22 protein-coding genes are annotated in these 23,092 nt (G+C 67.4%); 6 read left to right on the plus strand and 16 right to left on the minus strand.

Annotated features, from left to right (window positions below; all coding sequences use genetic code 11):
• Positions 1 to 12 precede the first annotated feature (12 nt).
• From GNX95_RS14285 to GNX95_RS14305, 5 genes are all read right to left on the minus strand, one after another.
• Complete coding sequence (locus tag GNX95_RS14285; protein WP_163507558.1) at positions 13 to 663, minus strand: methionine ABC transporter permease; 651 nt, start codon at positions 661 to 663, stop codon at positions 13 to 15.
• Positions 660 to 1,664 carry a methionine ABC transporter ATP-binding protein gene (locus tag GNX95_RS14290; protein WP_163507559.1) on the minus strand — a complete coding sequence of 335 codons (1,005 nt, stop codon included), beginning with the start codon at positions 1,662 to 1,664 and terminating at the stop codon, positions 660 to 662. Before GNX95_RS14290 ends, GNX95_RS14285 begins: the two co-directional genes overlap by 4 nt.
• A gap of 222 nt (positions 1,665 to 1,886) precedes the next feature.
• Positions 1,887 to 2,738 carry a fumarylacetoacetate hydrolase family protein gene (locus GNX95_RS14295; RefSeq protein ID WP_163507560.1) on the minus strand — a complete coding sequence of 284 codons (852 nt, stop codon included), beginning with the start codon at positions 2,736 to 2,738 and terminating at the stop codon, positions 1,887 to 1,889.
• Between the two features lie 45 nt (positions 2,739 to 2,783).
• A complete protein-coding gene (locus GNX95_RS14300; RefSeq protein WP_163507561.1) occupies positions 2,784 to 4,685 on the minus strand; it encodes a YhgE/Pip family protein in 1,902 nt (633 codons plus the stop codon).
• Entirely contained in the window at positions 4,685 to 7,366 is a 2,682-nt protein-coding gene (locus GNX95_RS14305; RefSeq protein ID WP_163507562.1) for an MMPL family transporter, read from the minus strand. The genes GNX95_RS14300 and GNX95_RS14305 overlap by 1 nt, the downstream gene beginning before the upstream one ends.
• Before the next feature lie 73 nt (positions 7,367 to 7,439).
• On the opposite strand from GNX95_RS14305, the gene GNX95_RS14310 reads away from it, so the two are divergent.
• Positions 7,440 to 8,105: a TetR/AcrR family transcriptional regulator gene (locus GNX95_RS14310; RefSeq protein ID WP_222853571.1), complete on the plus strand. Its 666-nt coding sequence runs from the start codon at positions 7,440 to 7,442 to the stop codon at positions 8,103 to 8,105.
• A gap of 14 nt (positions 8,106 to 8,119) precedes the next feature.
• The gene (locus GNX95_RS14315) at positions 8,120 to 8,518 is read left to right on the plus strand and encodes a pyridoxamine 5'-phosphate oxidase family protein (RefSeq protein ID WP_163507563.1); all 399 of its coding nucleotides are present in this window, start codon (positions 8,120 to 8,122) and stop codon (positions 8,516 to 8,518) included.
• 574 nt (positions 8,519 to 9,092) lie between these two features.
• On the opposite strand, the gene GNX95_RS14320 is transcribed toward GNX95_RS14315, so the two are convergent.
• The 5 genes from GNX95_RS14320 to GNX95_RS14340 all read right to left on the minus strand — a co-directional run bounded on the left by GNX95_RS14320 (position 9,093) and on the right by GNX95_RS14340 (position 13,252).
• The gene (locus GNX95_RS14320; protein ID WP_163507564.1) at positions 9,093 to 9,722 is read right to left on the minus strand and encodes a response regulator transcription factor; all 630 of its coding nucleotides are present in this window, start codon (positions 9,720 to 9,722) and stop codon (positions 9,093 to 9,095) included.
• On the minus strand, positions 9,719 to 10,912 hold the full coding sequence (locus GNX95_RS14325) for a sensor histidine kinase (RefSeq protein WP_246281594.1): 1,194 nt from the start codon (positions 10,910 to 10,912) through the stop codon (positions 9,719 to 9,721). The genes GNX95_RS14320 and GNX95_RS14325 overlap by 4 nt, the downstream gene beginning before the upstream one ends.
• A complete protein-coding gene (locus tag GNX95_RS14330) occupies positions 10,909 to 11,640 on the minus strand; it encodes an ABC transporter permease (protein WP_163507565.1) in 732 nt (243 codons plus the stop codon). The genes GNX95_RS14325 and GNX95_RS14330 overlap by 4 nt, the downstream gene beginning before the upstream one ends.
• On the minus strand, positions 11,637 to 12,557 hold the full coding sequence (locus tag GNX95_RS14335; RefSeq protein WP_163507566.1) for an ABC transporter ATP-binding protein: 921 nt from the start codon (positions 12,555 to 12,557) through the stop codon (positions 11,637 to 11,639). The genes GNX95_RS14330 and GNX95_RS14335 overlap by 4 nt, the downstream gene beginning before the upstream one ends.
• A gap of 68 nt (positions 12,558 to 12,625) precedes the next feature.
• Positions 12,626 to 13,252 carry a TetR/AcrR family transcriptional regulator gene (locus GNX95_RS14340; protein WP_163507567.1) on the minus strand — a complete coding sequence of 209 codons (627 nt, stop codon included), beginning with the start codon at positions 13,250 to 13,252 and terminating at the stop codon, positions 12,626 to 12,628.
• A gap of 97 nt (positions 13,253 to 13,349) precedes the next feature.
• Here GNX95_RS14340 and GNX95_RS14345 point away from each other — a divergent pair, with 97 nt between their 5' ends.
• Complete coding sequence (locus GNX95_RS14345) at positions 13,350 to 14,546, plus strand: FAD-dependent oxidoreductase (RefSeq protein ID WP_163508059.1); 1,197 nt, start codon at positions 13,350 to 13,352, stop codon at positions 14,544 to 14,546.
• A gap of 944 nt (positions 14,547 to 15,490) precedes the next feature.
• Here the strand turns inward: GNX95_RS14345 and GNX95_RS14350 are convergent.
• Both GNX95_RS14350 and GNX95_RS14355 read right to left on the minus strand, forming a co-directional pair.
• Positions 15,491 to 16,870 carry a glycine--tRNA ligase gene (locus GNX95_RS14350; RefSeq protein ID WP_163507568.1) on the minus strand — a complete coding sequence of 460 codons (1,380 nt, stop codon included), beginning with the start codon at positions 16,868 to 16,870 and terminating at the stop codon, positions 15,491 to 15,493.
• 103 nt (positions 16,871 to 16,973) lie between these two features.
• Positions 16,974 to 17,345 (minus strand): antibiotic biosynthesis monooxygenase family protein, encoded by a 372-nt coding sequence (locus tag GNX95_RS14355; protein WP_163507569.1) that lies wholly within the window; start codon positions 17,343 to 17,345, stop codon positions 16,974 to 16,976.
• A 54-nt stretch (positions 17,346 to 17,399) separates the two neighbouring features.
• Between GNX95_RS14355 and GNX95_RS14360 the strand changes: the two genes are divergently transcribed.
• From GNX95_RS14360 to GNX95_RS14370, 3 genes are all read left to right on the plus strand, one after another.
• Positions 17,400 to 17,681 (plus strand): DUF6703 family protein, encoded by a 282-nt coding sequence (locus GNX95_RS14360; protein ID WP_163507570.1) that lies wholly within the window; start codon positions 17,400 to 17,402, stop codon positions 17,679 to 17,681.
• 7 nt (positions 17,682 to 17,688) lie between these two features.
• Positions 17,689 to 18,906 (plus strand): YibE/F family protein, encoded by a 1,218-nt coding sequence (locus tag GNX95_RS14365; protein WP_163507571.1) that lies wholly within the window; start codon positions 17,689 to 17,691, stop codon positions 18,904 to 18,906.
• Positions 18,907 to 18,976: 70 nt separating this feature from the next.
• The gene (locus GNX95_RS14370; RefSeq protein ID WP_163507572.1) at positions 18,977 to 19,480 is read left to right on the plus strand and encodes a DUF3060 domain-containing protein; all 504 of its coding nucleotides are present in this window, start codon (positions 18,977 to 18,979) and stop codon (positions 19,478 to 19,480) included.
• On the opposite strand, the gene GNX95_RS14375 is transcribed toward GNX95_RS14370, so the two are convergent.
• The 4 genes from GNX95_RS14375 to GNX95_RS14390 are packed head-to-tail and all read right to left on the minus strand — an operon-like array spanning position 19,470 to position 22,828.
• A complete protein-coding gene (locus GNX95_RS14375) occupies positions 19,470 to 20,285 on the minus strand; it encodes a metal ABC transporter permease (protein WP_163507573.1) in 816 nt (271 codons plus the stop codon). The genes GNX95_RS14370 and GNX95_RS14375 overlap by 11 nt on opposite strands.
• Positions 20,282 to 21,133 (minus strand): metal ABC transporter permease, encoded by an 852-nt coding sequence (locus GNX95_RS14380; RefSeq protein ID WP_222853572.1) that lies wholly within the window; start codon positions 21,131 to 21,133, stop codon positions 20,282 to 20,284. The genes GNX95_RS14375 and GNX95_RS14380 overlap by 4 nt, the downstream gene beginning before the upstream one ends.
• Positions 21,130 to 21,894: a metal ABC transporter ATP-binding protein gene (locus tag GNX95_RS14385; RefSeq protein WP_163507574.1), complete on the minus strand. Its 765-nt coding sequence runs from the start codon at positions 21,892 to 21,894 to the stop codon at positions 21,130 to 21,132. Before GNX95_RS14385 ends, GNX95_RS14380 begins: the two co-directional genes overlap by 4 nt.
• Positions 21,881 to 22,828, minus strand: coding sequence for a metal ABC transporter substrate-binding protein (locus GNX95_RS14390; protein ID WP_163507575.1), 948 nt, complete (start codon positions 22,826 to 22,828; stop codon positions 21,881 to 21,883). Before GNX95_RS14390 ends, GNX95_RS14385 begins: the two co-directional genes overlap by 14 nt.
• Between the last annotated feature and the right edge of the window lie 264 nt (positions 22,829 to 23,092).

Consider the following 23,092-nt stretch of genomic DNA (forward strand, 5'->3'; position numbering starts at 1 on the left):
CTGTTGCGAAAATCAGCGATGTGCGAGTTTGCGGGCCAGCCGGTCGCCGAGGAACTGCAGCACCTGCACGATGACCAGCAGCAGGACGACGGTCGCGACCGCGACGCCGGTGTCAAACCGCTGATAGCCGTAGGTGATGCCGAGGTTGCCCAGTCCCCCGCCGCCGATCGCGCCGGCCATCGCCGAATAGCTGACGAGCGCGACGACAGTGACGGTCACGCCGGCGATCAGCGACGGCAGTGCTTCGGCCAACAGGACCTTCACGACGACCTGCCAGCGCGTCGCGCCGAGCGAGATCGCCGCGTCGACGGTGCCGGCGCTCACCTCACGCAGCGAGGTTTCCACCAGCCGGGCCAAAAACGGAATGGCTCCGATGGTGAGCGGCACGATGGCCGCGGTTGAGCCGATGGTCGTGCCGGTGACCAGCCTGGTCACCGGAATCAGCGCCACCATCAGCAGGATGAACGGGATCGATCGGCCGATGTTGACCACCGCGCCGAGGATCCAGTTGAGCACCGGCATTGGCCGCAGGCCGTGTCGGTCGGTCAGGACCAGCAGTACGCCGAGCGGAATGCCACCGATGGTCGAGAAAACCGTGGCCACCAGCACCATGTAGACGGTTTCCCATGACGCTGCCAGCAGATCGGGCAACAGCTCGGTCATGCGACGACCTTCTCCGCGGTGGTGATGACCTTGGCGCGTACGCCCGAGGTCGCCAGGAAGTCGAGCAATGGCTCGACCGGACCACCGCCGTCCACGGCCAGCCGTAGATGTCCGACGCGACGGCCGCCGATCGACGACACCGCACCGCCGACGAGGACGGCGTCGATGTCCAGCTGTCGCGCCAATTCACTGATGAGCGGCCGGTCGACCGCCTCGTCGGCCAGCGTCACGTCGATGAGCGTACGGCCCGGAATCGGTGCGGTGTCCACCAAAACCGGCAGCAACGCGGCCGCGAGCCGCGAGTCCGGCCGCAGCACGACCTCGCCGACCGGGCCGTGCTCGACCACGCGACCATCCGACAGCAGCGCGACGTCGTCGCAGATTTCCCGCACCACGGCCATTTCGTGCGTGATGACGACGACCGTGAGGCCGAGCCGGTCGGTCAGCTCGCGGATCAGGCCGAGGACGCTGCGGCTCGTGTCCGGATCGAGCGCGCTGGTCGGCTCGTCACACAGCAACACCGACGGACTCGCCGCGAGGGCGCGAGCGATGCCGACTCTTTGTTGCTGGCCACCGGAAAGCTGCGCCGGATAGGCATCCGCGCGGTCGGCCAGGCCGACCAGCGACAGCAGTTCGCCGACGCGTCCGGCTCGCTCGGCCTTCGGCATGCCGGCGATTTCCAGCGCCAGGGCCACATTCGCGGCGGCCGTACGGCTGGACAGCAGGCTGGCGTGCTGGAAGACGACACCGATCCGCCGTCGCTGCTTGCGCAACTCGCGTTCCGGCAGCGCGGCGAGGTCGATGCCGTCCACCACGATCGACCCCGAGGTCGGTTTTTCCAACAGGTCGACGCAACGCACCAGCGTGCTCTTGCCGGCACCGCTCGGGCCGACCACGCCGAGAATCCGGCCAGCGCCGGCGGTGAGGGTGACGCCGTCGAGCGCGGTCACCTCACGGCCGGGCAGCCGGTATTTCTTGGTCAGGGCACGGATGTCGATCACCGAAAGACGGACTCTTCCTGCGGGTCGGAGCGGAGCGTACGGGAAAGGCTCAGCTCTGACAGGAGGTGCCGGGTGGCACCGGCAGGTGAGTCAGGCGGTGACGGCACAGCACCGCGTACGCCTTGCGGCGCGCGGACGTCGTTGGCTGGTCACCGGACACAATGCGCAAGAAAAGCACGCCGGACGGCCGCGGTCCAGCTTTCGTGACGATCCTCTCGTCGGTCAGGCCGGTGTGAGCGTGGACCGCTGCCGGCCGAGGCCGTCGATCTCGATCTCCATCACGTCGCCGGCGGCCAGATACGGGAAACGACCGGACAGCGCGACGCCTTCCGGCGTGCCGGTGTTGACCAGGTCACCCGGCTCCAGCACCAGATATTGCGAGAGGTCGTAAACCAGTTGCGCGACCGAGAAAATCATGTCGGCGGTGTTGGAGTCCTGCCGCGGCTCGCCGTTGACCCACGAGCGCAGGCCGAGCTTCTGCGGGTCGGTCAGCTCGTCGGCCGGCACCAGCCACGGTCCGAGCGGGTTGAACGTCTCGGCGCACTTTCCCTTCGACCATTGGCCGCCAGACTGCTCGATCTGGAAGGCGCGCTCGGAAACGTCGTTGCTCAGCACGTAACCGGCGACGTACGACAGCGCCTCCTCCGGCGAGGACAGATAGCGCGCTCGCTTGCCGATCACGACGCCCAGCTCCACCTCCCAGTCCACTTTGGACGATCCCGGCGGCAGCAGCACCTGGTCGCCGGGACCGACGATGGTGTTGGGATGCTTGAAAAACAGGATCGGCTGTTTCGGCGGCTCGGAGCCGGACTCGGCGGCGTGCGCCGCGTAGTTCTGGCCGATGCACAGCACCGCCTGCGGCCGCGCGATCGGCGCGCCGATCCGCAGCGCGTCCGCGTTGTCGATGACGTCGAGCCGTTTCGCGGCAATCGCCTCGCGCGCTGCGGCGACGCCTCCTCCCGCGAGGAAGTCACCGGTGATGTCCGGCGTCAGCGCGGACAGGTCATAGACGGTGTCTCCGTCGCGCACGGCCGGACGCTCGGCGCCACGGTCTCCCAGGCGAAGCAACTGCACAGCGGTCTCCTCCAACTTTGGCGGTTATGCCGAGTATAGGAAATGTCAGGTGGAGCGCAGACGCAATGCGGCGGCCGGCAGCGTACGCCTCCGATCGGTGACGAAAACCATCGTGATGGAGCCGATCACCAGCCAGACCAGCAGCTCGACGATGCCGCTGACCGCGCCACCGGTGCCACTGCTGACCGCACGCAGTGCCTCCATCGCCCCATGCGTTGGCAGATACGCCCCAACTGTCGTGAAAACCGCCGGCACGGTGGAAATCACACCGGTCGCGATCGTCCACAACAGGATCGCCACTGACAGGAATCGGCCGGGCCGCTTGAAAATCGCCACGAAGGCCTGGTTCACAACCGTGAACGTCAGCGCGGCGAGCAGGCCGACCGCGAAGAAGCCGAGCCAGCCGACCAGGTTGAGCTTGAGGATCGGTACGAACACCAGGCTGAGCACCGCGGCCACGATCAGCGAGATGGCGATTCCTGGTTGGGCGGCGAGGAAAATCGTCCGCCAGGACGGCTCACGCGACATCAGGACACTCGGCGGCACCGCACGCGTGACGACGTACGTAGTGAGAGCGCAGCACCACAGCGCCAGCACCACGAAGAACGCGGCCGCGGTGTGGCCGAAACCGGCGTCGGTGATCGAGCCGGCGGCCACCGGTGTCGCCGCCACGTTTTTCAGGTGCGACCGCTGTTCCGGCGTGTACGTGGGGATTTGCGCGGCGCCACTGTCCAATCCGGACGCCAGCTTCTTCGCACCGGCATCAGCCGACGACATGCCGGTGGCGAGCTGTCCGGCACCGGAGGAAAGTTGGTGCGCACCGCCGCTGAGCGTACGCGCGCCGCTGGCCGCGCTCGCGATGCCGCCGGCCAGTTGTCCGGACTTGCTGGCCAGCTGTGCCGTGCCGTTGGCGACCTGGTTGGCACCGTTGGCCAACGCGGTGATGTTGTCGCGGATCGACACGGTGGCCGCGCGGATGGACGTACGCGCACCGTCGATTGACTTGGCTTCGGCGGAAAACCTGTTGGCGGCGGCCCGCAGATCGCGACAGAACTGAGGATCCGTGCCGTCGGACTGGCAGCGCGACGCGAGCTGTTGGAACTTCGCGGCGGCCTGCTGCGCCGACGGCAGCCGGTCGATGACCTGGATGACTTTGTTTGCCAACGGTACGAGCGCGTTGGCGAGTTGTTTGTTGCCATTGGCCACCTGCCGCGCGCCGGCCGCGAGTTTCTGTGTCAGCGCGGGCAGGTTGGCCGTCTGCTGCTCGGCCTGGGTCAGGCCGGAGGCGAGCTGACCGGAACCCGCGGCGAGCTGGCTGGCCCCGGTGGCCAGCTGGTGAGCGGCGGTGTTGAGCTTGCCGGTGCCGGTGGCCAGCTGGTTGGCGCCGTCGGCGGCGTCGCTGAGTTGGCCGTGCAGCGTGGAAAAACCGATGTAGATGTTGTCCAGGTAGGTCTGCACGACCTGCGTGTTGAGAGTGTCCACGGTGGCCTGCGCGACCTGCTTGCTGGCGATCGGATCCAGCACGCCGGCGTGGTTGGAGGTCTGCACGCTCAATGTCGCCTGCGCGGCCGACATCGGGTCGCTGTTGCCGGTCGACGTTGCTCTTGCGGAAAAGTTCGACGGAATGGTGACGGCGGCCGCGTACGTGCCGTCGGCCAGGCCGTTTTCCGCGTCCGCCGCGTCGGTCAGCACCCAGCTGTAGTTGGAGTCCGCGCTGTGCGTGAGTTTTCCGGCCAGCAGTCGGCCGAGCGGCACGATCTGGCCTTTCACGTTGACAGGCACGTCGGCGTTGACGACGGCCGCCTTCGCGGTGCCGTGGTCGGTCAGCGGAGCCCAGAAGGCCCAGGTGAGCGCGGCGGCGATCAACACCGGCAGGATGACCAGGCCGGCCCAGGTGCGCCAGGTGAGCGGACCCGTGGCGATCGCGCGGGCTGCGTATTTGAACATCAGACGACCTCAAACTGCCTGGCCATCGCGACCGTACGGGTTGCGGGCGGCAGCACGTCTCGCAGGATTTCCGGATTCTGGCAGGTGAAAACGAAGGTGGCCGGCGTTCGGCCGAGCAGTTCGCGGAAAAGATCGCGTTGCATCGGGTTGACGACGGTGTCCAGGTCGTCGAGCAGGATGAGCCGGATGCCGTCGGCCAGCGCCGCGCGCACCTCGTCGGCCGCGGTTTCGGTGTCACGGCAGGAAATCAGCGCCACCCGCGTACGCACTGCGTGCGCGTGCGACGGCAGCACCAGGCCGAGCACCTTCAGATCGCCTTCCAGCCGCGACACGCGGCCGGCGATGGTGAACAACAGCGCGGATTTCCCGGACGGTCCGGCGCCGTACAGACCGACCACCTCTCGCTCGCGGATGTGCAGCTCGATGCCGGCGAACACGGTGCGGTCACGATCGTCGCCGACACGCAGGTTGCGCGCGCTGACGACCTCGGTCGATCCCGGCGACGGCCAGTCGGCGAGCTTCAGCTCGTGCACCATCGCGTCGCCTTCGGCGTCGAAGATCGGCAGCTTGCGGTCCAGCCAGGTCGGCAGCCACCAGGCACGGTGTTTCAGCAACGCCAACACCGCCGGCACGAGCGTCATGCGTACGACGAAGGCATCGACGAACACGCCGACCGCGAGGCTGAACGCGATCGGCTTGATGGTCGCGCTGCCTTCCGGCACGAAGGCGGCGAAAACCGCGAACATGATCAGCGCTGCGCTCACCACCACCCGCGACGCCGACACGAAACCGGACTCGATCGCGTGCGAAGGATCGCCGGTGTGCACATAATCCTCGCGAATGCGCGACACCAGGAATACCTCGTAGTCCATGGCGAGGCCGAAAAGCACACCCATCAGGATGATCGGCAGGAAGCTGATGATGCTGCCGGTGTGCTGCACGTTGAGCAGGCCGGCCAGATGTCCTTGTACGAAAACGAAAGACGTCGCGCCGAAGGCGACTCCGACGGACAGCAGATAACCCAGCGTCGCCTTGATCGGCACGGCCACCGACCGGAAGACCATTGCCAGCAACACCAACGAAAGTCCGACGACCAGGATGCCGAAAGGCAGCAACGCGTCGCCGAGCTGAGCCGACACGTCGATGCCGACCGCGGTCAGGCCGGTGACCGCGGTCGCCGTGCCGTATTTGGCGAGGAAATGTGGCTCCAGCGCGCGTATCCGCTTCACCAGGTCCTCGGTCTGCGCCGTGTCCGGACCGGTCGTCGGGATCACCTGGACGATGCCGGTGTCGGCCTTGGGGTTGGGCGTGGCCAGCGGCACGGCGGCGACACCTGGCATCCCGCGGATCTCGTCGGCGATCTTGTCCATCACCCCAACGGGATCCGTGGTGGCCACGATGTCGGCGGTGACCAGCAACGGACCGTTGAAGCCGGGACCGAAGTGCTCCGCGATCACCTCGTAGGTCGTACGCGCCGGACTGCCTTCCTCCTCGGTGCTGTTGTCCGGCAGGGCAAGCCGCAGGCTCATCGCCGGAATCGAACAGATAGCAAGGAAAGCGACGATGACCACCACCGTCACGGCCGGAGCCTTGGTCGCGAACCTGACCCAGCGATGGCTCCACGACACTCGCACCGCGCGCTTTTTCCGCCTGCGTACGCGCGGACGCAGCCGCTCGCCGGCGAAACCGAGCAACGCGGGGATCAGAGTCACGGCGATCAGTACGGCCATCGCCACCGCGACCGCCGCGCCGACCCCCATGATGGTGAGAAACGGGATGCGCGCGACAGCCAGTGCCAGCAGCGCGATGATCACCGTCAGGCCGGCGAAAATCACCGCCGAGCCGGCGGTCGCGGTGGCGCGCGCGATCGACTCCTCGACCTCCAGGCCGTCGGCCAGCTGGTCTCGGTGGCGTGACAGCAGGAAAAGCGCGTAGTCGATGCCGACGGCCAGCCCCAGCATCACCGCGAGCATCGGCGCCGTCGACGAGACCGAAAACACCGCCGTGGCACCGAAAATCAGCGCGACCGAGATGCCGACGCCGAAGATCGCCGTCAACAAGGGCATTCCGGCCGCGATCAGCGAACGGAAGACGATGACCAGCACCATCAGCGCGATCAGCACGCCGAGCGCCTCGGTGATGCTCAGTTTCGGGACCTTGTTGGAAAACGCGTCGCCACCGGCGTACACCACCGCGCCAGGGACCAGTTGTTGCTGCAGTTCGTGCGCGACCGCGGACATCCCCTGCTTGGCCTGCGGCGACACGGCGGTCAGGCTGACCTTGAGCGGCACCGCGATCATCGCGGCGCGGTGGTCCGGCGACACGGCGTTGTGGATGTGCGCGTCGAAAGGATTCACGACCGTCGCCACCTGCGTGACCTTCTTGAGCCTCGCGGCCGCGTCGGCGACGGCCTGCTTGGTGGCGGCCGTGTCGACGCGCTGGCCGCTCGGCACCAACACGACCAGCTGCGCCGTCGTGCCGCTCAGCTCCGGAAAGACGTGGCCGAGGTGGTCGAGCGCGTCCTGCGACTCCGAGCCGGGGATGGCGAAGGTGTCGTCGGTGCCCTTGTTGACCAGCAGGGCCAGACCGCCGACGGCGACCAGCGCCATCAGCCAGACGACGACCACCAGTCCTCGACCGCGTGCGGCCGCGCGACCCAGCCGGTAGAGGAACGACGACACTGTCTCAGCCTCCGTGACCTGCGACGATACATCCTGTATCCCGATGCAGAGCGTATCCGATACACTGCGCATCATGCCAGCAGAGGTGACCGAGGGCATGTCGGAGCCGCGTACGACCAGGCGGCGCGCCGAGACGCGCCGCAAGCTCATCGCGGTGGCCTACGAGGTGTTCACCGAGCACGGCATCCGGGACGCGCCGGTCGAGCTGATCTGCGAGCGCGCCGGCTTCACCCGCGGCGCCTTCTATTCCAACTTCGGCAGCAAGGAGGAGCTGTTCCTGGCCGTCTACCAGGAGCAGATGCAGGCGCAGCTGAGCCGCCTGCGGGACACCGTCGACGCGGTACTGGAGGAGTCGGCGCCGCACGACCACGAGACGCTGCGGACCGCCATCGCGCGGGTCGTCCAGCTGTTCATGACGCCGCTCATCCCGGACACGCAGTGGTATCTGGCCAACATCGAGTTTCGCGTGCAGGCGCTGCGTCAGCCGGAGCTGCGCGCACAGACCGACACCGCGCAGGAGTTCTTCCACGCCGGACTGGCCGAGATCCTCGAGGCGACGCTGGAGCGGGTCGGCATGAGCCTGATCGTCGACCCACACGACGCCGTGCACGTGCTGGTCTCAATGTGTGAGACGGCGATGGAACGCGCGGTCTTCGAGGAACACCCGTCACCGCTGGAAAACCGGATCGTCACCGACGTGCTTCCGAAGGTGCTGGCCGCGCTCATCCAGCCGGCGTGACGCACCATGGAGAGGTGACCGACGAGCCGAGCCGCCATGTCCTCAAACGTCTCAAGCACGAAGCCAACGCCTGGCTGTGTACGCTGCGGCCGGACGGGTCGCCGCACCTGACGCCGATCTGGTTCGTCTATCGCCCCGGCACGTGGTGGATCGGCAGCAGCGTACGCAACCGCAAGATCCGCAACATCGAGGCCGATCCGCGAGTGTCACTGGCACTGGAGGACGGCGAGTCACCGGTCGTCGCGGAAGGCACCGCCGTCGTCCATCACGACAACTTCCCACCGGACATCGTGGCGGCGTTCGCGGAGAAGTACGACGGCTGGGACGTGCTCGCCGAATACCCCACCGGCGGTGCGCGCGTACTCGTCGAGGTGACGACGACGCGCTGGCTTCTGCAGGGCATCGCACAGTAGCTCGCCACGGCAGCACGAACAAACCAGACCGGGGTGTGGCTGGCTCGCCGGAGGAGCCATGGCGTCCCGATAAGTGGCGGGACGGTCCATTATGTGGGATCCAGAGGCATGTGGAGCGCTAAATGTCCATTTTGTGAAGTCCACCGCGATTACCAGAGGCTGTGACTAGTGAGACTGGCAATGCTGTTTGTGACTGCCGACCTGTGCAGATGTCCGATTTGATGTCTTGTTAAACAAGTATTACGCAGTCGGCCCGCCTCACCGGCATTATCAGCCACACCAGTCACACCAGCACCACCCCGACCGCCACTCAATGTTCGCATGGCCCCCATACATGCGTCAGACGCACGTGAGGGGTCCCTACTACCAAAAGACAAACCGACAAGACGGTCATTTAGCGTTACAGCCCGACCGTTGGCATCCAGACCGACGGGTTGCTTCCAAAACGTGACCTGGCTTGCTCGTTCTCCCCGTCGGCGAGAACGAGCAAGCCCGGAGACCCAGCCCCGCCCACCGCCTCACCACCACCGGAGCTGGTCGCCAGCACCACCAAAACGTCACCCTCGCGGTGGGGTCAGGACGCGCCGGCGCCGAGCAGCCAGCCGTTTTCCTCTGCCAGCCGCACCGCCTCCGCACGCGTACGCGCGCCCGTCTTGCCGATCGCCGACGACAGGTGGTTGCGTACGGTCCCCTCGCTCAGCCCCAGCTGGTGCGCGAGGTCGGCGACCGTGCCGCCGTCGCGCGCGGACCGCAGCACCTGGGCCTCGCGCGTGGTGAGCGGACTCTGGCCGGTGGCCAGGCTTTCCGCGGCCAGCGACGGATCGACGACGCGCAGGCCGCTCATCACGCGGCGTACGGCGTCGGCCAGCTCGCGCGCCGGCGTGTCCTTGACGACGAAGCCGCTCGCACCGGACTCCATCGCGCGGCGCAGATAGCCGGGACGGCCGAAGGTCGTGACGATCAGCACCTTGCACGACGGCACCGCCGCGCGCAGCGCCTTGCTGGCGGAGATGCCGTCCAGGCCTGGCATTTCGACGTCGAGCAGGGCCACGTCCGGACGCGTACGCCGGGCCGCGTCGACGACCTCGTCGCCCCGGCCGACCTCGGCGACCACCCGGATGTCGGACTCCAGGTCGAGCAGCGCGGCCAGCGCACCTCGGACGAGCTGCTGGTCGTCGGCCAGCAGGACCTTGATGTCGCTCATGCGGCGGTGACCCTGAGCAGGAAGCCGCCTTCCGGCGCTCGGCCGACGGCGAGCCTGCCGCCGGCGGCCTCGACCCGCTCGGCCAGGCCGATCAGGCCGTGTCCGTCGGAGCTGGCCTCTGACGGACCGACGCCGTCGTCGGCGACCTCGATGCTGTCGGCGGTCAGCGTGACCCGGCAGGTGCCAGCGCCGCTGTGCCTCACCACGTTTGTCACTCCTTCGCGCAGCGTCCAGCCGAACAGCGCCCGTCGCGCGCCGGCCACCTGGTCGGCGCCGGACGGCAGCTCGGCCTCGATCCCGGCGGCGGCCAGCGCGGCGCGCGCACCGGCCAGCTCCGCGGCCAGCGAGCCCTCACGGTAGCCGGCGACGGTCGTACGCACGTCGGCGAGCGCGTCTCTGGCCAGCCGGTGCACGTCGGCGATCTCGTGGCCGGCCCGCACCGGGTCGACCTCGGACAACCGGCTGGCCAGCTCGGCCTTCACCGAGATCACGGTCAACGAGTGGCCGAGCACGTCGTGCAGGTCGCGCGCCAGCCTGGCCCGTTCCTCGCTGATGGCCAGCTCGGCGATCTGTTCGTTGGCTCGGCGCAGTGCGGCCGACTGCTGCAGGACCTTGCCGACACCCCACATGCCGAAGGTGGCCGAGGCCGCCATGAGTGGCATGAACTCCCAACCGTCGAAGCCGGCCCACCAGCCGATCAGCGCGCCACCGCCGATCGTGACAACACCGACCACCAGCGCCTGCAGGCTGGACAGCATCGCGACGCCGGCGACGGCCACGTACAGCAGTGTGTAGAGGCCGGCGACGTGAGCAGCCGGCACGGTGAGCAGACCGAGCGCGGTGAGCACGATGATCGACAGCCAGCGCTCGCCGGGGACCAGCGGCTTCCGGGAATGCCACCTCCGGTTGAGTGCGAAGGTCGCGGTGTAGAGGACCATGAACATCGCCAGCGCGGCGAGCCCGATCCACTTCCATGGCTCGCTGTCCGCCGTCACGAGGTAGGCGCCGGGGATCAGCAGATAGACCTGCCAGATCGCGCCGTAGACCCAGCCGAACTTGCCGCTGCCGACGCCACTGCGCGCCTGGCCGTGGATCGGCCACCAGCCGGGCCGATCCTTGAGCGGCATCCCGATGACCCCGGCGGGCTCTTCGCAGCCGCCGGGGTCAGGCCGGATCGTGGTCGCTGTCATGTACGGGAAGTATCCCGCCGGTAGGCCCACATCGCGAACAGTCCGATCACCACGGTGTACGCCGAGAGCGTGATCACCGCCTGCGGGCTGATGCCGGCGCCGGACAGCGGGTCGCGCGCCAGCGCACCGAGCCAGTACGACGGAGTGAACCTGGCGATGGTCGCCATGAACGCCGGCATGATCTCGACCGGAAACCACAGGCCGCCGAACATGCTGAGCAGCAGGAACACCGCGCTGGACACCATGCCGGAGACTGCCGCGGTGGACAGGAAGCCGACGAACAGGCCGAGGATGCCGAACGGGATCGTGCCGAGCCACAGCGCGACCACGCTGGTCAGCCAGGTGGTGAGCGACATCCGTATGCCACCGACGGTGGCGCCGAGAGCGTAGACCACCAGGATCACCGGCAGCGAGATCAGCAGCGCGACGACCAGCCTGGTCAACACGTATGACCACGGCCGCAGCGGAGTGAGCCGGAGCAGCCTGTTCCAGCCGGTCTGGCGCTCGTACGCGACGCGCGAACCCCCGTTGAGCGACGCGGTCATCGCGCCGAAGGCCGCCATGCTGGCCATGATGTATTTGAGCGCCGACAAGCCACCGGCCTGCTGCGACCCGTAGATCGGTCCGAAGATCATGAACATCACCGCCGGGATGCCGATGCCGAGCAGCACGAACTGCGGCGCGCGCAGCACTCGGCGGATCTCCAACCACACGTACTGCCAGCTCATGTCGTCTCCTCCGCGGTGAGGGTCAGGAAGGCCTCTTCCAGGCCGAGGCTGCGTATCTCGATGTCGGTGGCCTCCGGAAAGGCCGGCAGCAGCGCGCGCAGTGCCGCGTCGGAATCCGAGCAACGCAAGGTGACGCGGTCACCGGCCACGGTGGCCTCCTCCACGCCTGGCAGCGCGGCCAGCCGGGCCGGCGTCGCGCCTGGCAGCCGGGCCTCCAGCCGGCGGCCGGTGGCCAGCGACCGGATCTGCGCGGCGGTGCCGTCGGCGACCACCTTGCCGGAGCGCAGCAGCACGATCCGGTCGGCGAACTCGTCGGCCTCCTCCAGATAATGGGTCGCGAAGAGCACGGTCCGGCCGCTGCCGGTGAGCCGCCGCATCGAGGCCCAGAAGTCACGCCGCGTCTGCACGTCCATCGCCGCGGTCGGCTCGTCGAGCACCAGCAGCTCCGGGTCGGAGACGATAGCCAGCGCGAACCGTACGCGCTGCTTCTGGCCGCCGGACAGCTTGGACGTGCGGCGTTTGGCCAGGTCGGCGATGCCGGCGCGGTCGAGCGCGGCGGCCACCGGCAGCGGCCGGCGGTGAAAGCTGCCATAGAGGCCGACCAGCTCGCGTACGGTCACGTCGTCGGCGAGCTGCGAGTTTTGCAACATCGCGCCGACCATGCCGGCGTCGGCGGCCTGCCGCACGGACCGGCCGAACAGCGTGATCGAGCCGGCGTCCGGCCTGGTCAGGCCGAGCATCATGTCGACGGTGGTGGACTTGCCGGCGCCGTTGGGGCCGAGCAGCGCGACGACCTCGCCGGCCGGCAGCGACAGGTCGAGCCCGTCGACGGCGGTGACGCCGCGATATCGCTTGGTGAGCCCGGTGAGCCGGACGGCTGGTGCGACCGTCTCACGGACCTCGGTGGTGATTGCCATGCCTTGAGACTGCCGGCCGGCACCGACAGTTTCGCAGAGCAGGCATCATGGCCGGGCCATGACGGATGTCAGGGTCTGGCCAATGACCGTACGAGCTGGCCGAGCTGCTCGGCGTACCACTCCACGGACTCGGTCGAGAGCGGCTCGTCGATCCCCATCGCCTCGGCGATCGGCGGAAACAGCGCCGGTGCGGCGGCGGCCGCGAAGAACGCCAGCGCGATCGCACGCGGGTCGACGTCGGCCGGCAGCTCACCGGTCTGCTGCCGTTTGCGCAGGTCTTCGACGTGGTTGCGCATCCACGTCGTACGCATCTCGGTCGCCTTCGGCTCACCGCCCGTGCCGTAGTCGCCGATCGACTCCCACACGAGCAGCCGGATCGACGACGCGTTGCCGGCGCCGCCTTTGGCGAAATTGGTCACGACGTCCGCGATGGGGGCGCGCTCTGGGTAGAGCGTGCGCGCGACCGCCCACCAGGTTTCGTTGACCGCCTCCCACAGGCCCTGTTTTCCGCCGAAGTAATAGGAAATCAGCTGCTTGTTGACGCCGGCGCGGTCGGCGATCCGGCTCACTCTGGCGCCGGCGAAGCCGTTGGCGGAGAACTCGGCGACCGCGGCCTGCAGGATCAGCCGCCGGCTCCGCTCGGCGTCCCGCTGCCGTGCCTCGCCGGTCGGACTGCGGCGGCTTTCGCTACTCACAGGTCAACCCTAGCCGATCGACAGTTAATTTGACAGATGGTTGACTAACTCATCCCCACAGGTGATACTGACGTCATCACACGAAAGGATTTCAGTCATGGCAACGAATAGTCCCCGCATCATCATCGCCGGCGCCGGGATCGGCGGCCTCGCCCTCGCGCACGCACTGCGCCGCGAAGGCATGGACGTCGTCGTCTACGAACGCGACGAGGTTGTGCGTACGGCCGGCGTCGCGGGCGGCTCCGCTCGCGCACGCAACCAGGGTTACCGCATCCACATCGACATGAACGGCAACGCCGCGCTGGAGGCCTGCCTGCCGCCGGAGGTCTTCGAACTGGCCCGCCGGACCAGCGCCGGCAGCCGCTACAACTCCGGTCTCGTCGCCGGTTACACGCACCAGCTGCAGCGGGTGATGGCACAGGAGTTTCCGGGCGTCAGCGACGGTTCCGAGCCGCCGATCTTCGCGGTCGACCGTTACGCCTTCCGCAAGGCGTTGCTGACCGGACTCGACGACACCATCCACTTTGGACGGACACTGACCGGCTACCAGGTGGATTCCGGCCGCGTACGGGTGAATTTCGCCGACGGCAGCAGCGACGAAGGCGACCTCCTGGTCGGGGCCGACGGCGTCGGCTCGGCCGTACGCCGGCAGATGCTGCCGGACGCCACCCAGAAAGACCTCGGCGTGCGGTGCATCTATGGCCGGATGCCGCTGAACGAGACGACCGACAAGCTCGTGCCGGAAGACTTCGACCGCGGTTTTTCCTGGGTCGCCGACGAAACCGGCTATGGCACGGCCTTCGGGACCGTACGCTTCCGGACTCCGGTCGAAGGTGCGACGGACTACCTGATGACCGTACTCACCGCCACACCGAAGCGGCTCGGCCTGACCGACGACGCGCTTTTCCAGCTGTCACCGGAAGAACTCTGGAAAATCACCCTCGAGGCCACCTCCGACTGGCACCAGACCGTACGCGACTTCTTCGGGAACGCCGACCCGGAGTCCTTCTTCCCCATCACCATCCGCGCCGCCGAACGCGTCTCACCGTGGCAGCCCGGCCCGGTCACCCTGCTCGGCGACGCCATCCACGTCATGCCCCCAACCGGCGGCGTCGGCGCCAACACCGCACTCCGCGACGCTCAGACGCTGGCTGAGCAGCTGGTTTTGGTTGGCCATGGCGAAAAGGCGTTGGTTGAGGCGGTTGGGGATTATGAGAGCGTGATGCTTCCGCGCGGGTTTGAGACGGTGGAGGCGTCGTTGCGGATGGCCGGAGAGTATTTCGGCGAGGAGTAGGTTCGCGGTCCGGGTGCTGCGGTCCTAAAGGGGCGCAGCACCTGGTGCCGTGGTGGAGGTGGGTGGTTTCTGGTTGTGAGGTTGGTAAAGATGGGCGGTTTGAGGGTCCCCAGAGTGACTGGGCTTCTGGTTGTTGCGTTGGGGAGGTGGTTGCGTCTCTTTTTTGTTGCGGCGGGTGGCGTGGTTGGTTTTTCGCCTGCGCGGCGGGCGCTCCTGCGCGGAGGGCGACCTCAAGGGAGGGGGCGCGGGAACGCCAATCGGTGTGCACGAGGGGTGCGGACGGCGGTTGCGGGCGGGGCTGGTTTTGCCGGGCTTGCCAGGTCACGTGCGGGAAGCAACCCGTCGGTCTGGACGCCATCACAGCGTCCAGGGTGGTGCTGGTACGACTGCTGTGGCTGATAGTGCGGGTGAGGCGCATCGGCTGCGTAATACTTGTTTAACAAGACATCAAAACGGACATCTGTCACAGGCGAGCTATCACAGCAGCATTATCAGCCTCAGTAGTCACACCCGTCACGGCCTCCGGAGATCACGGCGGCGTGAAAGCCTTGTTCCTTGCGTCCAACGCAAGGAACTCGACATTCATGCCATCCGCGACCCTCACAAGTCGGACATTTAGCGCTCCACACGCCTTTCCGTCCCACATACTGGACCCTCGCGCCTCCCATCGAGACGCCACGCAGGCCCGGCGCCCAGCCACCCCACACCACCCAACCGCACACGCGGCACCCAACCCAACCAACAGCCAAACCCCGCGCACCCCTCCCCTTGAGGTCGCCCTCCGCACAGGAGCGCCCGCCGCGCAGGCGAAAACCCAACCACCCCCAAAACGCAACAACCAGAAAACGCACCACCTTAAACGCAACCAATAGAGAACCGCCCCCCAACCACAGAGAGAGCCGGCTCTCTCCAACCACAGAGAGAGCCGGCCCGTACAACCAAAATCAACAGCCGACCAGCCGACCGCCGAGGTAGGACTCGACCTGCGAGATGGCGACGCGTTCCTGGGTCATCTTGTCTCGCTCCCGGATCGTCACCGCGTCGTCCTGGAGGGTGTCGAAGTCGATGGTGACGCAGTACGGGGTGCCGATTTCGTCCTGGCGGCGATAGCGGCGGCCGATCGCGCCGGCGTCGTCGAAGTCGACGTTCCAGTGTTTGCGCAGTGTGGCGGCCAGGTCGCGGGCCTTGGGCGACAGGTCTGCGTTGCGCGACAAGGGAAGCACGGCGGCCTTCACCGGCGCGAGCCGGGGGTCGAGGCGCAGGGAGACGCGTACGTCCTCGCCGCCCTTGGCGTTGGGCGCCTTGTCCTCGGTGTACGCGTCGAGCAGGAACGCCATCATCGAGCGGCCCATGCCGGCGGCCGGTTCGATGACGTACGGCGTCCAGCGTGCCTTCTTTTCCTGGTCGAAGTAGGAAAGATCCGAGCCGGAGTGCTTGGAGTGCGTCGACAGGTCGAAGTCGGTCCGGTTGGCGATGCCCTCCAGCTCGCCCCACTCCGAGCCGGCCAGCCGGAAGCGATACTCGATGTCGACCGTACGCGTCGAGTAATGCGACAGCTTTTCCTTCGGGTGCTCATAATGCCGCAGGTTGTCGCGCGTGATGCCGAGGTCGACATACCAGTCCGTGCGCGTGTCGATCCAGTATTGGTGCCACTTCTCGTCGGTGCCCGGCTCGACGAAGAACTCCATCTCCATCTGCTCGAACTCGCGTGTGCGGAAGATGAAGTTGCCCGGCGTGATCTCGTTGCGGAAGCTCTTGCCGGTCTGCGCGATGCCAAACGGCGGCTTCTTGCGCGCGGCGGTCATCACGTTGGAGAAGTTGACGAAGATGCCCTGTGCGGTCTCCGGTCGCAGGTAATGCAGGCCGGAGTCGTCGTCGACGGCACCGAGATACGTGCGCAGCATGCCGTTGAACATCCGCGGCTCGGTCCACGCGCCCTTGGTGCCGCAGTTGGGACACGGGATGTCCTTGAGGCCGTTGGCCGCCGGCCGGCCCTTGCGCTCCTCGAACTCCTCCTCGAGATGGTCGGCACGGAAGCGCTTGTGGCACGACTGGCACTCGGTCAGCGGATCGGTGAACGTGTCCACGTGGCCGGAGGCGACCCACACCTCCTTGGGCAGGATCACGGCGGAGTCCAGGCCGACGATGTCATCGCGGCTGGTGACCATCGAACGCCACCACTGCCGGCGGATGTTCTCCTTCAGCTCGACGCCGAGTGGACCGTAGTCCCACGCCGACCGCGTGCCGCCGTAGATCTCGCCGGAGGCGAACACGAAGCCCCGGCGCTTACAGAGGCTGACGACAGTTTCCACGAGATCGGCCATGATTCTCTCCATCCGGCTGGCGGTCGGCGGAACACCAACTACAAGTGTTCGTTGCTTCGATTGACAAGGCTAGCGAATTAGGGTCGGCGTCCAGTGACCCGGGCTAATCCGGATGAACCGGACCGGAGGCCTCGCCGACGCGTACGGTCCCGGCGTCGGCGGCCAGACCACTCGCCGACTCGGTGACCTGTCCGTCCTCGACGGTCAGCAGCACCTCGTACGCACCGGCCTCCGGCATCGCCTCGGCGAGCAGCGGAGTGGCGTGCAGCTTGACGTCGTACGTCGACAGCGCGCGGCGGAAGGCACCGACGTTGTCCCACTGCGTCACGATCGTCCAGAGCCGCGGGTCGTCGGCGGCGCGGCCGAGGTGGCCGCGTACGAACCCCGTGCAGGCGGCGAAAGCCTGCAGCGCGGCCTGCGCCCGCGCCGCGAACCCGCTGTCCGGTGCCACCTGGAACCGGCTGACGACGATCAAGAAACTGCCTCCTGCGAGGATGGTGACCAGCAGTTGACATTACGGGAGGCACACGTGTCGGCAGAATGGCGGGCCGCGATGCAGGAGCGGACGGCCGGTGTCGCGCTGCGGCTGTCCCGTGTCCCCCGGCTGCTGCTGATCCTCATCTTCGCGGCACTGGTCATCCTCGGCCTGGCCGGTCCCGGCCTGGTCGGCGCGATCCCGTTGCTGCTCATCGCCGCCTTCGTCGGCTGGCTGCTGTTGCTCGGCTGGGATCAGCGCGCGCCGGTCGAGCGGCTGATCCGGCTCGCCGTGCTGCTGGTCATCGTCGGCTTCGCGGTCTACAAGCTGGTCTGAGTCGAGCGTGGGAGCTGGCCACGGACACGGGCAAGCCGCGCCGGCGAGCAAACGCGCGCGGCTGATCCTCTGGGGGACGCTGCTGCCGATCGCACTCGCGACGGTCGTCGGCCTGTTGCTGCTCTATCCGTACGGCGGCGTACACGTCGGCGTGCCGCAGCAATACCAGCCGTTCGTCACCGGACAGGCGATCATCGTCGACGGCACGGTCGCCGCGGTGTCGACCGAGACCTGTCCCGGCAGCGGTACGCCAGGCCAGGCATCCGGTCAGTGCCAGAAGGCCACCGTCCAGGTCACCAGCGGACCGGACGCCGGCAAACGCGTCGCCGTGGAGGTCGGCGCCGTCACCGGCACGCCACTGCTGTCGGCCGGCGAGCGGATCACCTTGGCGCGTACGACCGCCGGCGGCACGGTCTATTCCTTCAACGACTTCGCGCGTGGACCTGCGCTCATCGTCCTCGCCCTGCTGTTCGCGGTCATTGTCGTCGCCGTCGCGCGGTGGAAAGGTTTCGCGGCGCTGGTCGGCATCGGCGTCGCGGTCGCGATCCTGGTTTTCTTCCTGATCCCGGCGTTGTTGGCCGGACGCTCACCGGTCCTGGTCGGTCTGGTGGCGTCCTCGGCGATCCTGTTCGCCGTGCTTTACCTCGCGCACGGCCGTACGGCACAGACCTCGACCGCGCTTTTGGGGACATTGCTTGGATTGTTCATCAGCGCAGGCCTGTCCGCGATCGCGGTGGCGGTCACCCACATCTCCGGACTTTCCGGTGAGGACGCGGCAACCCTGCAGGTGGCGACCGGATCCGTACCGGTGTCCGGCCTGCTCCTGTGCGGTTTCCTGGTCGGCGCGCTCGGCGTACTCAACGACGTCACGGTCACGCAGGCCTCCGCGGTGTGGACGATGGCCGACACCGACCCGGCCGCGAGCGGTCGCCGGCTTTTCGCGCTCGGCATGCGAATCGGCCGCGACCACATCGCGTCGGCGGTCTACACGCTGGTGCTCGCCTACGCCGGCTCCGCGCTGCCGATCATGTTGCTGATCACGATTTCCAAGCAGCCACTGGGTTTGGTGCTGACCGGCGACCAGGTGGCGGTGGAGCTGGTACGCAGCCTGGTCGGCGCGATCGCTCTGGTGCTGTCCGTGCCGATCACGACGGCCCTGGCCGCGGTGGTCGTACGGTCCCGCTCGACGGTCGCCTCCCGCCGACCCGGCGCTCACCGCGGCTGACATACCGCGACGTAAGAAGGCGCGAGAAGACTCCGGTCGCACAAAGAAACAGCGACAAAAGGAGTCGGCAATGCGCCGCGAGGTCGGGATCCTGCTGGTCGTGGTCGTCGCCACGGCCGCACTGTCGGGTTGCGGTGCGCTCGGCAAACCCGCCACCAGCAGCTCGAAAGGCGACCCCAACCCGTTCACCAGCGCCTCGGCTCTGCCGAAGAAACCCGACCTCAACCCGCCGGCCGGCACGCCGGTGACGATCACCGATCTGAGCGTCCAGGAGACCATCACCTGCGACAACAACGCCGTCACGCTCGGCGGCGGTCAGAACAGGATCACCCTGCACGGCAGCTGCGCGAGCGTCGACATTTCCAGCGCCTTCAACAATGTCGACATCGACCAGACCGGCTCGCTGACGATTGACGCGCTCGGCAACGGAAACCTGGTCAACGTCAAGCGTACGGACCGGATCGCCATCAACGCGTCCTACGGCGTCGAGCTGATCTGCTCCACCAACCTGGCCGGCACCGGCAAGCCGGCGATCAGCAACCCGAACACCGCCTCAAACGACGTCAGCTGCTAGTGCGTACGACCAGACGCGCCAGCAGGCCATGGCGCGGTGAGGCCACCAGAGAGACGACGAAAGCCAGCGCTGCCAACAAAGTGATCGAACCACCGGCCGCCACGTTGTAGAGGCTGGAAATCAGCAGGCCGCCGAGGCCGCTGCCGACGCCGATCGCCACCGCGATCGCGGTCGTGGCCCAGATCCGGTCGGTCCACAGTCGAGCCGCGGCGGCCGGCGCCACGATGAGCGCGACCGACAGAATCGTTCCGACAGCTGGCACCGCGGTCACGACGACGGCCTCGACCAGCACGAGTACGAGCAGGTCGAGCAGCCCGACCCGATAACCGGCGGCCTGCATGCCGGCGGAGTCGAACGCGCCGAAGACGAGTTCCTTGAACAACGCGGCCACAACAAGCAACACGAGCGCCGCGATCACCGCTGTCGTCAGCACGTCCGAGACCTGGACGGTCAGCACCGAGCCGACCAGATATGCGGACAGATCCTTGGTAAAACCGGCCTGCGCCGACATCAACGCGACACCCAAAGCAAAACCGGCCGACAACACGACACCGGTCGCGGCGGTGCTGTCCTGCTTACGTGACAACAAAGTCACCGCGCCGGCCACCAGCAGGCCGACCAAGGCACCGCCGAGATAGAGGTTGGCGCCGATCAGCACCGCGACAACCACACCGGGGAAAGTCGCGTGTGTCATGGCCATCGTGAAAAACGACAGCCGCCGCAGCACGACGTGTACGCCCACGACGCCGGCCAGCCCGCCGACCAGGACGACCTCGACGATCGCGCGGACGAGGTAGGAGCTCATCGCGTCACCACCCGCCGCACACCCGCGTACGCGAGCGCGAGGACGTACGCGACGACCAGAGCCAGGACGACGGTCGCGCCGGACGAGAGTCGTACGCCACCGAAAACCGAGGCGCCATAGCTGGTCACAAGGCCGGCGTATCCGCCGGCGACACCGACGACACAGCCGATCGCGACGACCAGCGACAGCCGGTCGCTGATCAGCCGGGCGGTGGCAGCCGGCACCACCAGCAACGCGATCACCAAAATCGTGCCGACCGCCTGCACGGCGGCGACGACGACCAGCGCCACGATGACGTTGAGGATCAGGTCGAGTACGCCGACCGGATAGCCGGCGGCACGCGCGCCTTCCGCGTCGAAGGACCGGAAAACCAGCTCTTTGCCGATGATCGCCAGCACCAGCACGACAATCGCGGCCACCACGGCGGTTTCCACCAGCTGCCGCGCGGAAACCGTGAGCACGTGGCCGAACAGGAACGTCGTCAGGTCGGAGGTGTATTCGGTCTGTCGCGACACCACGACGACACCGATGGAGAACATAGCCGTCAGCAACACAGCCAATGCCGCGTCCGAACTCACTCGCCGCGCGGCGGTCAGTACGGTCAGCGCGACGGCGGTGAGCACGCCGGCGATCAGTGCGCCGACGAAGATGCCGCCCTCCCCCGCGACCACGAAACCGATGACCACGCCGGGAAAAACCGTGTGTGTCAAGGTGTCGGCGGCGAATGCGAGCTTACGCAGCAACACGAAAGCGCTGACGACGCCACCGAGCACACCGAGGATGCACAGCTCGATCAGCGCACGTGCCATGAACGGCAACGAAAACGGATCGACGAGAAGTGCGCTCACGGCCGTGACACGATCACGTGATCGCCACGCAGTTCCAGGGCGTGTCCACCGTACGCGGCCTGCAACAGCTCCGGCGTCAGCGTCGCGTCCGGCGGGCCGAAGCCAAACTGGTGTTTGTTGAGCAGGCAAACCTCTTCGCACGCGACGTGCGCGAGCGCGAGATCGTGCGTACTCACCACCACGGCGGCACCATCGGTCTTGAGTTTCTCAATCGCGGCCAGCAAAGCGTCCTGGCTGACCGCGTCGACGCCGTTGAACGGCTCGTCGAGCAGCAGCAGCTTCGGCTGCGCGGCGATGGCGCGAGCGAGCAGTACGCGCTGGCGCTGGCCGCCGGACAGCGTGCCGAAGCGTGCCTTGGCGCGGTCGGCGAGACCGACCTGCTTCAGCGCCTCGGCGGCGATCGCCTTGTCGGTCTTGCCCGGCCGGCGCAGCCAGCCGACCTGGCGATAGCGCCCCATCAGCACGACGCCGGCGGCGGTGATCGGGAAGTCCTCGTCGAGCGTGTCGGCCTGCGGGACATACGCCACCTTGCCGCGCGCGGCGGCCGGCGACTGGCCGAGCACGGTGATCGCACCGCGGGCCACCGGGACCAGGCCGAGGATGGCCTTGATCAGCGTGGACTTGCCGGCGCCGTTGGGGCCGACCAGCGCGACCGCCTCGCCGGCCGGCACGGCGCCGTGCACGTCCTGGAGCGCGAGCACGGAGCCGTACGCGACCGTGACACGGTCGAACTCCAGCGCGACTTCGTTATTTGAGGGCATTCACGATCACGTCTGTGTTGTGCGCTTCCATCTGCAGGTAGGTGGCGCCGGCGGAACCCGCGGGGCCGAGAGTGTCACCGTACAGAGAGTCCTCGCCGGCCTCCACCTTCACCCCGGCGGCCTGCGCGATGGTCTGCGCGGTCTTCGGCGGCAGCGAGCTCTCCGAGAAGATCGCCTTGGTGCCAGTTGCCTTGATCTTGGCGACCAGGTCCTGGATGTCCTTGCCGGACAGCTCGGCGGAGGTGTCGAAGCTGGGGATCACCGAGCCGACGAACTGCAGGTGATAGCGGTCGATGTAGTAGCCGAAGGCGTCGTGGTTGGTGACCAGCTTGCGGTCGTTGGCCGGCAGGCTGTCGATCTTCTTGGTGATGTCGGCGTCCAGCGCCTTCAGCTTGTTGACGTACGCGCCGAGGTTGGCGCGGTATGCGGTGGCGCCCTGCGGGTCGGCCTTCTCGAACGCCTTCTCGATGTCGGTCGACATGGTGACGACGTTGAGCGGGTTGTGCCAGATGTGCGGGTCGCCGGCCTTCTCCTCGTCGGTGCCGTTGCCCTTGCGGATCGTCACGCCGGCGCTGGTGTCCACGACCGTGCCCTCGAAGCCGGCCGACGAGATCGTCTGGTCGAGCCATTTCTCCAGGCCGACGCCGTTCTTCACGACGATCCTGGCCTTGCCGATGGCGGCGATGTCGGCTGGCGACGGGTCGTAGTCGTGCGGGTCGACGTTTGGCTTGAGGATCTGTGTGACCGCGACGCGCGCACCACCGACCTGGCGGGCGAAGTCGGCGACCTGGGTCGTGGTGGCGACCACCAGCAGCTTGCTGCCCGCCGTCTGCTGGGTCGTACCACCGCTGCCGCAGGCGGTGAGAGCGAGCAGTCCGACCAGCACGCTTGCGGCAGCGACGATGCTGCGGCGCTTCTGCGTGGCTACAGTCACCGGATCCTCCACGGTCTAAACGACATTGATTTTCAACTTCTTTGGAAACCATAACCGATGTCGTTTCCGTTGTCGGCGTGTTCAGCGCAACATCTCGGAGGATCATCCGGACCAAACAGGCGAAACGGCGGCCAGTTCACCGTCCAGCAGAGGAGGACGGAGGACTGGCCGCCGGTCGCGGCGGTGCGGGGTCGGCTATCCGAGCGAGACCCCTCTCGCCGACGGGACCGTCTGGATCCTGGTGCACTTCATCTCCGGCGACTC

It is taken from the genome of Fodinicola acaciae, assembly GCF_010993745.1.
Taxonomy (GTDB): domain Bacteria; phylum Actinomycetota; class Actinomycetes; order Mycobacteriales; family HKI-0501; genus Fodinicola; species Fodinicola acaciae.

What these genes read in the sequence shown, in the direction of transcription:
- GNX95_RS14320 (WP_163507564.1), bottom strand. Translation starts at nt 9,722, where the DNA reads ATGAGCGACATCAAGGTCCTGCTGGCCGACGACCAGCAGCTCGTCCGA.
- GNX95_RS14385 (WP_163507574.1), bottom strand. Translation starts at nt 21,894, where the DNA reads ATGCCCTCAAATAACGAAGTCGCGCTGGAGTTCGACCGTGTCACGGTC.
- GNX95_RS14345 (WP_163508059.1), top strand. Translation starts at nt 13,350, where the DNA reads ATGGCAACGAATAGTCCCCGCATCATCATCGCCGGCGCCGGGATCGGC.
- GNX95_RS14350 (WP_163507568.1), bottom strand. Translation starts at nt 16,870, where the DNA reads ATGGCCGATCTCGTGGAAACTGTCGTCAGCCTCTGTAAGCGCCGGGGC.
- GNX95_RS14310 (WP_222853571.1), top strand. Translation starts at nt 7,440, where the DNA reads ATGCCAGCAGAGGTGACCGAGGGCATGTCGGAGCCGCGTACGACCAGG.
- GNX95_RS14370 (WP_163507572.1), top strand. Translation starts at nt 18,977, where the DNA reads ATGCGCCGCGAGGTCGGGATCCTGCTGGTCGTGGTCGTCGCCACGGCC.
- GNX95_RS14375 (WP_163507573.1), bottom strand. Translation starts at nt 20,285, where the DNA reads ATGAGCTCCTACCTCGTCCGCGCGATCGTCGAGGTCGTCCTGGTCGGC.
- GNX95_RS14325 (WP_246281594.1), bottom strand. Translation starts at nt 10,912, where the DNA reads ATGACAGCGACCACGATCCGGCCTGACCCCGGCGGCTGCGAAGAGCCC.
- GNX95_RS14330 (WP_163507565.1), bottom strand. Translation starts at nt 11,640, where the DNA reads ATGAGCTGGCAGTACGTGTGGTTGGAGATCCGCCGAGTGCTGCGCGCG.
- GNX95_RS14285 (WP_163507558.1), bottom strand. Translation starts at nt 663, where the DNA reads ATGACCGAGCTGTTGCCCGATCTGCTGGCAGCGTCATGGGAAACCGTC.
- GNX95_RS14300 (WP_163507561.1), bottom strand. Translation starts at nt 4,685, where the DNA reads ATGTTCAAATACGCAGCCCGCGCGATCGCCACGGGTCCGCTCACCTGG.
- GNX95_RS14335 (WP_163507566.1), bottom strand. Translation starts at nt 12,557, where the DNA reads ATGGCAATCACCACCGAGGTCCGTGAGACGGTCGCACCAGCCGTCCGG.